At 64.6% G+C, this 13,021-nt stretch carries 10 protein-coding genes; 6 read left to right on the forward strand and 4 right to left on the reverse strand.

The genetic code is table 11. The annotated features are described in order from the left end of the window. Positions 1-22 precede the first annotated feature (22 nt). From parE to LOY34_RS02375, 5 genes are all read left to right on the forward strand, one after another. Positions 23-1,927, forward strand: a complete 1,905-nt coding sequence (parE, locus tag LOY34_RS02355; protein WP_195885544.1) for a DNA topoisomerase IV subunit B — start codon at positions 23-25, stop codon at positions 1,925-1,927. Next, positions 1,924-2,910 carry an esterase-like activity of phytase family protein gene (locus tag LOY34_RS02360; RefSeq protein ID WP_195885545.1) on the forward strand — a complete coding sequence of 329 codons (987 nt, stop codon included), beginning with the start codon at positions 1,924-1,926 and terminating at the stop codon, positions 2,908-2,910. The genes parE and LOY34_RS02360 overlap by 4 nt, the downstream gene beginning before the upstream one ends. Continuing rightward, positions 2,907-3,425: a TIGR02281 family clan AA aspartic protease gene (locus LOY34_RS02365; RefSeq protein ID WP_045193755.1), complete on the forward strand. Its 519-nt coding sequence runs from the start codon at positions 2,907-2,909 to the stop codon at positions 3,423-3,425. The genes LOY34_RS02360 and LOY34_RS02365 overlap by 4 nt, the downstream gene beginning before the upstream one ends. A 10-nt stretch (positions 3,426-3,435) precedes the next feature. Beyond that, positions 3,436-5,694 (forward strand): DNA topoisomerase IV subunit A, encoded by a 2,259-nt coding sequence (gene parC, locus LOY34_RS02370; protein ID WP_045193754.1) that lies wholly within the window; start codon positions 3,436-3,438, stop codon positions 5,692-5,694. Positions 5,695-5,870: 176 nt separating this feature from the next. Beyond that, positions 5,871-6,578 carry a membrane integrity-associated transporter subunit PqiC gene (locus LOY34_RS02375; protein WP_045193753.1) on the forward strand — a complete coding sequence of 236 codons (708 nt, stop codon included), beginning with the start codon at positions 5,871-5,873 and terminating at the stop codon, positions 6,576-6,578. 204 nt (positions 6,579-6,782) lie between these two features. Here LOY34_RS02375 and LOY34_RS02380 read toward each other — a convergent pair whose 3' ends face one another. Continuing rightward, positions 6,783-8,279 carry a histidine kinase gene (locus LOY34_RS02380; protein ID WP_195885546.1) on the reverse strand — a complete coding sequence of 499 codons (1,497 nt, stop codon included), beginning with the start codon at positions 8,277-8,279 and terminating at the stop codon, positions 6,783-6,785. A gap of 135 nt (positions 8,280-8,414) precedes the next feature. Here LOY34_RS02380 and serB point away from each other — a divergent pair, with 135 nt between their 5' ends. Continuing rightward, the gene (serB, locus tag LOY34_RS02385; RefSeq protein ID WP_195885547.1) at positions 8,415-9,629 is read left to right on the forward strand and encodes a phosphoserine phosphatase SerB; all 1,215 of its coding nucleotides are present in this window, start codon (positions 8,415-8,417) and stop codon (positions 9,627-9,629) included. Positions 9,630-9,685: 56 nt separating this feature from the next. Here serB and asd read toward each other — a convergent pair whose 3' ends face one another. From asd to LOY34_RS02400, 3 genes are read right to left on the reverse strand one after another with little or no spacing between them, the layout of a single operon-like run. Then, entirely contained in the window at positions 9,686-10,549 is an 864-nt protein-coding gene (gene asd, locus LOY34_RS02390) for an archaetidylserine decarboxylase (RefSeq protein ID WP_045193749.1), read from the reverse strand. Positions 10,550-10,558: 9 nt separating this feature from the next. Further along, positions 10,559-11,368: a rhodanese-like domain-containing protein gene (locus LOY34_RS02395; RefSeq protein ID WP_045193748.1), complete on the reverse strand. Its 810-nt coding sequence runs from the start codon at positions 11,366-11,368 to the stop codon at positions 10,559-10,561. Between the two features lie 46 nt (positions 11,369-11,414). Further along, entirely contained in the window at positions 11,415-12,950 is a 1,536-nt protein-coding gene (locus tag LOY34_RS02400; protein WP_045193746.1) for an HDOD domain-containing protein, read from the reverse strand. Positions 12,951-13,021: the final 71 nt, after the last annotated feature.

Below are 13,021 nucleotides of genomic sequence, written 5' to 3' on the forward strand. Positions count from 1 at the left end.
CCACGACTGACGACGAGAACCCATGGCCATTCCCAGCGCTAGTGCCTATAACGCAGACGCCATCGAAGTCCTCTCCGGCCTTGACCCGGTGCGCAAGCGCCCGGGCATGTACACCGACACCAGCCGGCCGAACCACCTGGCCCAGGAAGTGATCGACAACAGTGTCGACGAAGCCCTGGCCGGGCACGCCAAGTCGGTGCAGGTGATCCTCCACGCCGACCATTCCCTGGAAGTGTCCGACGATGGTCGCGGCATGCCGGTGGACATCCACCCTGAAGAGGGCGTGTCCGGGGTCGAGCTGATCCTCACCAAGCTGCACGCGGGTGGCAAGTTCTCGAACAAGAACTACCAGTTCTCCGGCGGCCTGCACGGGGTGGGTATTTCGGTGGTCAACGCCTTGTCCAGCCAGGTGCGGGTCAAGGTCAAGCGCGACGGCAACGAGTACCAGATGACCTTCGCCGATGGCTACAAGGCCACCGAGCTTGAAGTAGTCGGCAGCGTTGGCAAGCGCAACACCGGCACCAGCGTGTACTTCGCCCCGGACCCCAAGTATTTCGATTCGCCGAAATTCTCCATCAGCCGCCTCAAGCACGTGCTCAAGGCCAAGGCCGTATTGTGCCCGGGGCTGCTGGTCAGCTTCGAAGACAAAGGCACCGGCGAGAAGGTCGAGTGGCACTACGAAGACGGCCTGCGCTCCTATCTGGTCGATTCGGTCAGCGAGTTCCTGCGCCTGCCCGACGAGCCATTCTGCGGCAGCCTGGCCGGTAACAAGGAGGCGGTCGACTGGGCCCTGCTGTGGCTGCCCGAAGGCGGCGACAGTGTCCAGGAAAGCTACGTCAACCTGATCCCCACGGCCCAGGGCGGTACCCACGTCAACGGCCTGCGCCAGGGCCTGCTCGATGCCATGCGCGAGTTCTGCGAGTTCCGCAACCTGCTGCCGCGCGGCGTCAAGCTGGCGCCGGAAGACGTCTGGGAGCGCATCAGTTTTGTGCTCTCGATGAAGATGCAGGAGCCGCAGTTCTCCGGGCAGACCAAAGAGCGTCTGTCCTCGCGCGAGGCTGCCGCGTTCGTTTCTGGCGTGGTCAAGGATGCCTTCAGCCTGTGGCTCAACGCTCACCCGGAGGTGGGCATGCAGCTGGCGGAGCTGGCGATCAACAACGCCGGCCGGCGCCTGAAGGCGAGCAAGAAGGTCGAGCGCAAGCGCGTCACCCAGGGGCCGGCACTGCCGGGCAAGCTGGCCGACTGCGCCGGCCAGGACCCGATGCGTGCCGAGCTGTTCCTGGTCGAGGGTGACTCGGCCGGCGGTTCGGCCAAGCAGGCGCGGGACAAAGAGTTCCAGGCCATCCTGCCGCTGCGCGGCAAGATCCTCAACACCTGGGAAGTCGATGGCGGCGAAGTCCTGGCCAGCCAGGAAGTGCACAACATTGCCGTGGCCATTGGCGTCGATCCCGGCGCTGCCGACATGAGCCAGTTGCGCTACGGCAAGATCTGCATCCTTGCCGACGCCGACTCCGACGGCCTGCACATCGCCACCTTGCTCTGCGCGCTGTTCGTCCAGCATTTCCGCCCGCTGGTCGAAGCCGGCCACGTCTATGTGGCCATGCCACCGCTGTATCGCATCGACCTGGGCAAGGAAATCTACTACGCCCTCGACGAAGCCGAACGCGACGGCATCCTCGACCGCCTGGTGGCCGAGAAGAAGCGCGGCAAGCCGCAGGTCACCCGATTCAAGGGCCTGGGTGAGATGAACCCGCCGCAACTGCGGGAAACCACCATGGACCCGAACACCCGACGCCTGGTCCAGCTGACCCTCGACGACCTGGACGGCACCCGCGAAATCATGGACATGCTGCTGGCCAAGAAGCGCGCCGGCGATCGCAAGAACTGGCTGGAATCCAAAGGCAACCTGGCCGAGGTCCTGGCTTGATACGTGTGGCCCTGACTGCGGCTCTGGCGCTGTTGACGCTTCCGGCACTGGCCGCGCCGTGGCCGGAGCTCAAGCTGGTCGCCGAACACCCGGTCGAGGGCATGCGTGGCGGCAATCTGTCTGGCCTGAGCGAATGCCGAGGCGGGCTGTGGGCGGTTTCCGACCGCGATGACGAGCTGCTTTACCGCCTGGATACCTCGGCTGCCGTCTGGCAAGCCGAAGCGCAGCACATGGAGGTACCGCCGGTACCGGACAGCGGTTTGCCCTGGGGCTTGCGCTCGCGCACCTGGGCTGCCGCGCAGGTGCGCGGCGGCGAGCTGGACTTCGAAGGCATCAGCTGTGATGCCGCCGGCAACCATTACCTGGTCAGTGAAGCCCATGCGGCCGTGCTGCAGGTACCAATGGAAGGCGCGCCCAACTGGCTGAAAATCGACCCGAGCATGGTCCGCCAGGCGCGCGCCAGCGGCATGCTGCTGCACTTCAATGCGTTGTTCGAAGGCCTGGCGGTAAGCCCGGCCGGTGACCGTATCTGGCTGGCGGCCGAGCGCGAGCGCCGCGGCCTGCTGCTGATCAACCGCCAGCAGACCACCTGGAACTGCGGCAACGGTTGCGTGCTGCTCAGCGAAGCCGGGGTCGAGATGCAGCCGCCGCAGATGCCCAGGCCGCGCCCGGTGTCGCGCGACTTTGCCGACCTGGCCCTGTTCAACGACAAGCTCTTTACCCTGGAGCGCAACGCCTATCGCATTTGCCGGCGTGATGCGCAGACAGCCAAGGTCGAGCGCTGCTGGTCGTTTGCCGCCGATGCCCTGGCCGAGCCCCGGCGTTACTCGCAGCCATTCGGCCTGGCCGAGGCGCTGGTGATCGATAACAAGGGCGCCTGGATCGGCCTGGACAACAACGGTGCGACCCGCCAGGACGGCGAATCGCGACCGATTGTCTGGCGCTTTGCCGCGCCGGCCGGCGGCTGGAGTGGCAAATCGTGAGCCAGCCGCCGGGCAAGCGTGCTGGCCGGGTACTGCTGATTCTGGCCTGGGCGGCCGGATTGTTCCTGGCCACGCGCTTTTTCGGCGAATGGGAGCAGCGTCAGGCCAACCCCAATGCCGTGGTCACCTCGCAACACGGCGAGGGTTACATCGAAGTGCAACTGGCCGGCAACGGCCAGGGGCATTTCGTCGCCGATGGCCGGATCAACGGCCAGACGGTACATTTTCTGCTCGATACCGGGGCGACCGACGTGGCGATCCCCGAAGCCCTGGCCGGCAAGCTAGGCCTGGAGCGCGGCGCGCCGGTGATGTTGAGCACCGCCAATGGCCGCACCCAGGGCTACCGCACGCGCCTGGACCAGCTGCAGCTGGGCGATATCCTCCTGCGCAATGTGCGCGCGCTGGTGGTGCCGGGGCTCGATGGCGAACAGGTTTTACTGGGCATGAGTGCCCTGAAACAACTCGAATTTACCCAGCGTGGCGGCACCTTGCTGCTGCGCCAGAACCTGAAATGATGAGGCCCGCATGAGCGACTCCCTTGATCTCAGCCTCGATGGCGTAGAGCGCCGGTCACTGGCTGACTTCACCGAACAGGCCTACCTCAACTACTCCATGTACGTGATCATGGACCGCGCCTTGCCGCATATCGGCGACGGCCTGAAGCCGGTGCAACGGCGCATCGTCTATGCCATGAGCGAACTGGGCCTGGACGCCGACTCCAAGCACAAGAAGTCGGCGCGTACCGTCGGTGACGTGCTCGGCAAGTTCCACCCCCATGGCGACTCGGCCTGCTATGAAGCCATGGTGCTGATGGCGCAGCCGTTCAGCTACCGCTACACCCTGGTCGATGGCCAGGGCAACTGGGGTGCGCCGGACGATCCGAAGTCCTTCGCCGCCATGCGCTACACCGAGGCGCGCCTGTCGCGCTACTCCGAAGTACTGCTCAGTGAGCTGGGCCAGGGCACTGCGGACTGGGTGCCGAACTTCGACGGCACCCTCGATGAGCCTGCGGTGCTGCCGGCGCGCCTGCCGAACATCCTGCTCAACGGCACCACCGGTATCGCCGTGGGCATGGCCACCGACGTGCCGCCACACAACCTGCGCGAAGTCGCCTCGGCCTGCGTACGCCTGCTCGATGAGCCCAAGGCCACGGTCGAGCAGCTTTGCGAGCACATCCAGGGCCCGGACTACCCGACCGAAGCCGAGATCATCACCCCGCGTGCCGAACTGCTGAAAATCTACGAAAGTGGCCGTGGTTCGGTGCGCATGCGCGCGGTTTACCGCATTGAGGACGGCGATATCGTCGTTACCGCGCTGCCGCACCAGGTCTCCGGGGCCAAGGTGCTGGAGCAGATCGCCGCGCAGATGCAGGCCAAGAAGCTGCCGATGGTCGCCGACCTGCGCGACGAGTCGGACCACGAGAACCCGTGCCGCATCGTCATCATCGCCCGCTCCAACCGGGTTGACCTCGACGAGCTGATGCAGCACCTGTTCGCTACCACCGATCTTGAGTCCAGCTACCGGGTCAACGTCAACATCATCGGCCTGGATGGCCGCCCGCAGCTGAAAAACCTGCGGGCGCTGCTGGTCGAATGGCTGGAATTTCGCGTGCAGACGGTGCGCCGCCGGCTGAAGTTCCGCCTCGACAAGGTCGAGCGCCGCCTGCACCTGCTCGAAGGCCTGTTGGTAGCCTTCCTCAACCTGGATGAAGTTATCCACATCATCCGCACCGAGGACCAGCCGAAAGCCGCGCTGATTGCCCGCTTCGACCTTACCGAGACCCAGGCCGAGTACATCCTCGAGACCCGCCTGCGCCAACTGGCGCGCCTGGAAGAGATGAAGATCCGCAACGAGCAGGACGAACTGGCCAAGGAACAAGCCAAGCTGATCGCCCTGCTGGGCAGCGAAACCAAGCTGCGCAAGCTGGTGCGTGCCGAGCTGATCAAGGATGCCGAAACCTACGGCGACGACCGCCGCTCGCCAATCGTCGCCCGTGCCGAAGCCAAGGCCCTGTCGGAAAACGAGCTGATGCCGACCGAACCGGTCACCGTGGTGCTCTCGGAGAAGGGCTGGGTGCGTTGCGCCAAGGGCCACGATATCGACGCCACGGGCCTTTCCTACAAGGCTGGCGATGGCTTCAAGGCCGCCGCTGCCGGGCGCTCGAACCAGTTTGCCGTGCTGATCGACTCCACCGGCCGCAGCTACTCGCTGGCCGCCCACACCTTGCCATCGGCCCGGGGCCAGGGCGAGCCGTTGACCGGCCGTCTGACGCCGCCACCGGGCGCAAGCTTCGACTGCGTGCTGCTGCCCGAAGATGACGCCCTGTATGTGATCGCCTCCGACGCCGGCTACGGCTTCGTGGTCAAGGGCGAGGACCTGCAGGCCAAGAACAAGGCCGGTAAAGCCCTGCTCAGCCTGCCCAACGGTGCCAAGGTCATTGCCCCGCGCCCGGTCGCCGATCGCGAGCACAACTGGCTGGCGGCGGTGACCACCGAAGGCCGCCTGCTGATCTTCAAGGTCAGCGACCTGCCGCAACTGGGCAAGGGCAAGGGCAACAAGATCATCGGCATCCCGGGCGACCGGGTGGCCTCGCGTGAAGAATTTGTCACTGATCTGGCGGTCATTCCCGACGGCGCGACCCTTGTATTGCAGGCCGGCAAGCGTACCCTGTCTCTGAAGGCCGACGACCTTGAGCATTACAAGGGCGAACGTGGGCGCCGGGGCAACAAATTGCCCCGTGGCTTCCAGCGGGTTGACGCGCTGTTGGTCGAAATTCCCGGATAAGCCGGGTTAGACAGCCTGAACGGGTATTTTCGTGCCCGTTCGCGGTTGAAACACTGGAGTCGAGCCGCTATTTCGCGGATGATAGGCCCCTTGCGGTACCAGCGTGGCTGTGTATCCGAACGAATCTATATGAGTATCACTGCGGTTTGCCTTGTGGCGACCGCCTGGATGGGATGATGAAATTTCTGCGCCTTCCGTTGGTTCTGCTGTGTGGCGTGCTCGGACTGGCTGGTTGCAGCATGCACCAACCGGTATCCCTGTATCAGCTCGACAGCGGTGAGCCTGGCCAACCCAAGCAAAGCGCGGGTATGGCAGTGGTTCTCGGCCCAGTGTCGATTGCCGACTACCTGCAACGCGAAACCCTGCTGCAACGCCAGGCCGATGGCAGCCTGACTGCTGCCACCGATGGCCGCTGGGCCGGTAGCCTGTCGGCCGACATCGATCAGTTACTGGTCCGTCAGCTGGCCTGGCGCCTGGACAGCCAACGTGTGGTCCTGGCCCCGGCCAGCACCGGTTTCACCCCGGATGTACAAGTGCTGCTGTCGATTACCCGCCTGGACTCCGGCACCAACCAGCCAGCGATTCTCGACGCCCAGTGGCGCCTGCTCGATCGCCGTGGCCAGGTCCGTGACAACCGCATCGTGCACCTGGAGCAGCAGCACCAGGGTAGCGAGAGCGCCCAGGTACAAGCCCAGGGCCAGTTGCTGCAAAAGCTCGCCGAGCAGTTGAGCATTGCCTTGAAGCCGCTGGCCAACCAGCCGGCAGTGGTGGAAGAACAACAACCGAAGAAAGCTGCACCGGTACAAGTGCGCAAAGAGCCGGAAAAGCCGAAGATCCCGTTGGCTACGCCGATTCGTACCGACCTGGAAGTGTTCCGCTTCTAAGTCGAGGACTTACAAGAAGCCCGCAGCGATGCGGGCTTTTTTGTGGGCGCTGATCCTGCCTGTGGGAGCTGGCTTGCCAACGATCGGCCGTGAAGCGGTCGTAAGTCAGCCAGCACCGGTCTGTCCTCATCGCTGGCAAGCCAGCTCCCACAGGTCAGCAATAAAAAAGCCCGCATCACTGCGGGCTTTTGCTCTGCCAAGGGGTCAGCTCTTGACCCGGCGCTCATGCATCCGCGCCAGTTGCCGCTCCAGCATCGATGGGTACGGCTCCATCAGACGCTCGACACAGCAAGCGCCTTCGGGGCTGGCGATCGGGCGAATCCGCGCACGCTGACGAACCAGGGCGTCGTCGCTGATCTTGCGCTCGACCAGCAGCAGGTTGCGGCTGTGCTGCGACAGGGCCAGGGCGTCCTGGGCTTTTTCGGTCAGCAGCAGGTCGATCTGGCTCAGGCCGTGCAGGTCTTCACCCAGGGCCAAGCCCAGCTGCAGTTGCAGGGTGATGCCGCTGTCGGCCACTTCGATTTGCAGCTCATGGCCCAGGGCACGCAGCAGCTCGCCACAGCAGATGGCATTGGTGAGGTAGTCCTCGCCGCTGTCCTGGCTGTGGAACAACAGCAGGGTGCTGCCGTCGTTGAGGGTATGCACTTCGCTTTCATACAGTGAAGCTGCCTGGTCGAGGCAGTCGCGGTAGCGTTCCAGCAGCTCGGTCAGGCGCGTGCGCGGCAGGCGTCGCAGTTGCTCCTGGGAGCCCAGTTGCACCGCCAGCACGGCGCTGGCCTGTGGCTCGCGGTTGACCGGGGCTGCCGGGGCAGGGGCGGGGCTGTGGTCCTCGTCGAGCAGGTCGGCGAAGGCGTCATCGCTGTCGTCGTCGGTTACAGGCTTGACCGGTTTGGCGGCCTTGGCCACAGCCGGTTGTTCGTCGAAGCTCGGATCCCGCAGGTTGCGCACTTCGAACTCCGGCTCATCCTCATCGAAGGACTCTTCTTCTTCAGGCTCGATTTCCCGTGGTGGCGGGGCCAGGCGGGTGTGCAGCTGACGCGCCAGGTCGCCGATTTCATCCTGGCGTTCGATGGCCGGAGTGAACTCGTTGATGTCGCGCAGCCAGACCCGCAGCTGCAACAGCGGCGTGGAGATGTAGCGGCCCAGGCGCAGGCTCATGGCTAGCGCCAGGGCCAGCAGGATACCGGCAAGGATGCCCATGCTCTGCAGGCTGATGGTCAGCGGCTGCTGGAACTGGCTCATGTCCAGGCTGATGCGCAGTTGCCCGGCGGTCACGTCCTGGAAGGTGATCTTGGTCTGGTACAGGCCTTCGGCTTCACCCAGCAGGCCGTTTTTCGGGCGCTGGCCGGCTTCGGCGAGGATCCGGTTGTCGACGCTGTAGATCGCTGCATGGGCCACCAGCGGGTTCTTCACCAGGTTGCCCAGCAGCACGTTGAGGCTGAGGATGTCGTTGGACACCAGCAGCTCGGTGGCCGAGGTGGCGGTCTGGGTGGTCAGGCTCTGCCCGAGGGCATCGGCCTGCTCATGCATGGCTTCCTTGAACTGCAGGCCCATCACGCAGGCGTAGATCACCAGCGCCAGTGCCACCAGAAACACGTTATGGCAGGCGATACGCAGCGCCAGCGGTATTCGGCGTTGGCGCAGGGCGTGGAAGATCAGCAGGAAGAAGTTGTCGGTCTTAACGGGCGTGGGCCGGTTCACAGAGCGCGGCTCTTTATGTCGGAGAAGTTGCTGCGCAGTATAGCGAGCGCTCAGGGGCGGGCAAAGTATCGACTGCGCCCGATGGTCAGCGAAAATCGGTAGAATGCGCTTTTTTTCAACGAGTCGGAGCCCGTCTTGCGCGAAATCGTTCTGATTAACATCACCGGTGAAGACCGCCCGGGTCTTACCGCCGCCATCACCGGCGTCCTGGCCCAGGGTGGAGTGAACATCCTCGACATCGGTCAGGCGGTGATTCACGACACCCTGTCCTTTGGCATCCTGGTCGAAATTCCGGATACCGAGAAGGCCTCGTCGGTGCTCAAGAACATCCAGTTTGCGGGTAACGAACTCGACCAGCAGGTGCGGTTTACCCCGGTTTCCGAGGCCGACTACCAGAATTGGGTCGAAGGCCAGGGCAAAGCCCGGCACATCGTCACCCTGCTGACCCGGCGGGTGACTGCCGAGCAACTGCAGCGGGTCAGCTCGATCACCGCCAAGTACGGGCTGAACATCGACCATATCGATCGCCTCTCGGGTCGTGTCGCGCTGGACACCCCGGCCGAGCAGAGCAAGGGCTGCATCGAGTTCTCGGTACGAGGCGAGCCGGCTGATCCGCAAGCCCTGCGCGCCGAGTTCCTCAGCGTCGCCCAGGAGCTGAACGTCGACATCGCCTTCCAGCAGGATTCGCTGTTCCGTCGCAACCGCCGCCTGGCGGTGTTCGACATGGACTCGACACTGATCGAAGCCGAAGTGATCGACGAGCTGGCCAAGGCTGCCGGGGTCGGTGAGCAGGTATCGGAAATCACCGAGCGGGCCATGCGTGGCGAGCTGGATTTCCGTGCCAGCTTCAAGGAGCGCCTGGCGCTGCTCAAGGGTCTGGACGTTGGCGTGCTGGACCAGATCGGTGCGTCGCTGCGCCTGACCGAAGGCGCCGAAACGCTGTTCGCCGAACTCAAGCGCCTGGGTTACAAGACCGCCATCCTCTCCGGTGGCTTCACCTACTTTGCCAAGCAGCTGCAAGTCAAGCTGGGCATCGACTACGTGTTCGCCAACGAGCTGGAAGTAGTGGATGGCAAGGTGACCGGCGTGGCGGTCGAGCCGATCGTCGACGCCCAGCGCAAGGCTGACCTGCTGGGTGAGCTGGCGCGCAAAGAAGGCCTGCAGATGGAGCAGACCATTGCCGTCGGCGATGGCGCCAACGACTTGCCGATGCTGGCGATCGCCGGCCTGGGCGTGGCGTTCCGGGCCAAGCCGCTGGTCAAGCAGTCGGCCAAACAGGCGATCTCGACCCTGGGTCTCGATGGTGTGCTTTACCTGCTGGGTTTTCGCGATCGCGACGCTCGCGCCTGACGGACCTGGCTCCCACAGGTACAAAAAAGCCCGCATCGCTGCGGGCTTTTTCAGTTTCAGGCCTGTGCCGGCAGTGCCAGGCGCTCGCCCATGCTCACCGCAGAGCCGGCGCCGAGCTCTTCGGCCCATTTCACCTGCTCTGGCCCGAACAGCACCACGGCCGTCGAACCGAGTTTGAAACGGCCCAGCTCCGCGCCTTTTTCCAGGTGGATCGGCGCGCGGCTGGCTTCGTCGTAGCGCACCGTCTTCAGTTCACGCTTGGGTGGCGTTACCAGGCCGGCCCAGACGGTTTCGATCGAGGCGACGATCATCGCACCCACCAGTACCACGGCCATCGGCCCGCGCTCGGTGTCGAACAGGCAGACAACGCGCTCGTTGCGGGCGAACAGCTCCGGAACGTTTTCGGCAGTGGTCTGGTTGACCGAGAACAACCGGCCCGGTACGTAGATCATCTCGCGCAAGGTGCCGGCCAGCGGCATGTGCACGCGGTGGTAGTCCTTGGGCGACAGGTAAATGGTCGCGAACTGGCCACCCATGAACGGCGCGGCATTGGCCGGATCGCCACCCAGCAGCTCGAGGGCGCTGAAGCTGTGGCCCTTGGCCTGGAAGATGCGGCCGTGCTCGATCGGGCCGAGCTGGCTGACGGCACCGTCGGCCGGGCAGAGGATTGCCCCCGGGGTTTCATCCAGCGGACGTGCACCGGGCTTGAGGGCGCGGGTGAAGAAGGCGTTGAAGTGCTCGTAGGCGGTAACGTCTTCGACCAGGGCCTGGGACATGTCCACCTGGTAGCGCTTGGCGAACCAGCTGGTGAAGGCGTTCTTGAACCAGCGCACGCGGCATTCGGCAACGCAGCCGGCCAGGCGCGAGAGCAGGTGGTGGGGCAGCAGGTACTGGCTGATGATAAACAAGCGGGATTTCATTGGGTTTCCTTAAACTTCGACAGGGGTGTCGGGGTGGTTGCCCCATTCGCCCCAGGATCCGGCGTAGGCTTTGACCCGAGGGTAGCCCAGATGCTTGGCCACCAGGTAGGTAAAGCCGGATCGGTGGTGGGTCTGGCAGTGGGTGACCACTTCCTTGTCTTTGCTGATGCCCAGCTGCTCGAGGATCTCGGGCATGTCCTTGCGGATGCGCTGGTGATCGTTCAGGTCCATGCCGGCGGTCCATTCGAAATTGACTGCGCCGGGAATGTGCCCGCCCTTGGCTGCGAGAACTTTCTCGCCGCGGTATTCGGCCGGGCTGCGCGCGTCCCAGATCGCCAGGTCGGCGGCGCCGAGGCGGCTTTGCAGGTATTCGCGGGTGGCCGTAGGCTCTTCGTGCAGGGTCAGGTTGACCGTGCCGCTGGCAGCGTCGGGTACTTCAGTGCTGAGGTTGCTCGCTGGCCACGCGTGGACACCGCCGTTGAGGTAGTGGTAACGGGAGTGACCGATTACATCCAGCAACCAGATGAAACGCCCGGCCCAGCCGCCGCCCTCGTCGTCATAGACCACATAGACCGCATTGGCGTTATGGCCGAGCTCGGCGAAGAGTTTTTCCAGGTCGGCCTTGGCCGGCAACAGGCCCGGCGCAGGAGGCTGGCCTAGCTGGGTGCGCTTGAAGTCGACGAAGCGCGCCCCCGGAATATGCCCGCTGGCATAGCGGTTGGGGCTGGTCAGGTCGACCAGGATCAACTCTGGCGCATCCAGGCGGGTTAGCAGGTCTGCCGGCTCGATAACCAGGGGCAGGCCAGAAAAGTCAGTCATCCAGAGTCTCCAGGGCGGAACAGAGGGGGCGATTGTAGCGCATGGCTCAGGCGCTGCGGTTGCTGAAGGCGGTCAGGGCCCGCTCGATGCATTGCGCGGTTTTGCCAAAGGCTTGCACGCTGACGTCCGCCAACGGCTTGCCGCCCTGGTCGGCGACCAGCAGCATCACCACCCGGCCATTGCTCGACAGCGAGCGCAGCAGCACGTGTTCGCTGCGAAACAGGGCGCGCAGGCTGGGCGGCAGCAGGGCTGAGAACTGCGCGTGGTTTTCCGGGGTCAGGCGCAGTTGCGCCGCTTTGCTCAGCAACCGTTGCAGCAGTTTGCTTTGTTCAATCGGCAGCACCAGGCTGGCGGCTTCCGCCGGCAGGCCGGCAATCTGGTGGACGCGCAGCTGGCTCAGGGTCTTGTCGGTCATCAGCAGCATCACCCGCTGCATGCCGCAGGCGACCAGCGCGTCGCGAGCCAACGTCGTCAGGTGGATAGCATTGCTGAACGGGCTGGGCTCGGTCAGCAGCTCGCCGCAGAGTTTGCGCCAGGTGCCCAGGGCCTGGGCCGAAGGCGTTGGCGGGGCGATCTGGCCCTGATGCAGGCGTTGCTGGTGCCAGGGCCACAGCAGCGCCTCGGCCGGATGGAACAGGCCAGGGCAGGCGTGATGACGGGCGCTGATTGCCGCTTGCTGGTGCACCAGTTGCTGGACATCGTCCAGCGGCGTTTGCAGGTAAAGGCTGGTGAGCAGTTGCCAGCGCTGCACATGGGCATTGGTCCAGCCAACCTGCGAGGCCAGGGCCAGGCCGTTGGCCAGCAGCACGGTATTGGCCGGCTGGTTGAACCAGCGGCGCAGGCTTGGTTGATCGTCCAGGCGCTGCTGCTGGTGCAGGCTGTCCTGGTCACGGGCGATGAGGATCGCCTGGGCCAGTAGCCGGCGCTCCTCCTGAAGTAAATGGTAACCGCGCGTTACCCAGTCCGGCAGGCGCCAGTGTTCGGCCAGGGCCTTGCACAGGCTCATGACCCGCACGCCGAACAGCTCTTGTTCCACCCGCAGTGCCGATTCGCCTTTGTGCACCACACGCAGCTCCCACTCATCGAGGAGCTTGGGGTGAGTCAGCGCCAGGGGCCACAGCGGTGACAGAAACAGCAGGCTGCCCCAATGGATTTCCTGCCACAGCCGGGCCAGGCGGCTGGCGAACAGGCCGTTGGCCTGCTGGCTGGCGTGCTGGCTGACCAGCTGCAGCTGACGCAGGGTCGGGGCAATTTCGGCTTCGGGCAGCGCCGGCAGGCGCTCCAGCAGTTCTGCGGTACGCGCCAGCCCCAGGCGGTTGAGGGCGATCTCCAGGCTCTCGGCCGGTTCGCCCAGGCCGGTATTGCTGTGGTGGTTGGCCTCGCGCATGACGCTGAGCACCAGCGCCGGGCTGTCCTGCATCAGTTCGGCGATGTCGCGCAACGAGCGGCGGCTGTCGCCAATGGCGGCTTTGACCCGTTCGTAGCTGGCCAGCGGAACCGGCAGGCGCACGCTATCGAGGAGCTTGACCCAGGCATCGAGTGTTTTTGGTGTTTGACTTGGCACGATGGTTTCAATAGGCATGCTGGAGGTAGGCCGAACTGGCTTTTCGCCTTGACTGACTATAGTCTGGCGCAGTTCTGCCGATAAGTAGA

Origin of the sequence: Pseudomonas sp. B21-009 (assembly GCF_024749345.1) — a bacterium.
Taxonomy (GTDB): Bacteria; Pseudomonadota; Gammaproteobacteria; order Pseudomonadales; family Pseudomonadaceae; genus Aquipseudomonas.

Coding starts and splice junctions, on each gene's coding strand:
- parE (WP_195885544.1), top strand. CDS start 23: ATGGCCATTCCCAGCGCTAGTGCCTATAACGCAGACGCCATCGAAGTC.
- parC (WP_045193754.1), top strand. CDS start 3,436: ATGAGCGACTCCCTTGATCTCAGCCTCGATGGCGTAGAGCGCCGGTCA.
- LOY34_RS02375 (WP_045193753.1), top strand. CDS start 5,871: ATGAAATTTCTGCGCCTTCCGTTGGTTCTGCTGTGTGGCGTGCTCGGA.
- asd (WP_045193749.1), bottom strand. CDS start 10,549: ATGAAATCCCGCTTGTTTATCATCAGCCAGTACCTGCTGCCCCACCAC.
- LOY34_RS02395 (WP_045193748.1), bottom strand. CDS start 11,368: ATGACTGACTTTTCTGGCCTGCCCCTGGTTATCGAGCCGGCAGACCTG.
- LOY34_RS02400 (WP_045193746.1), bottom strand. CDS start 12,950: ATGCCTATTGAAACCATCGTGCCAAGTCAAACACCAAAAACACTCGAT.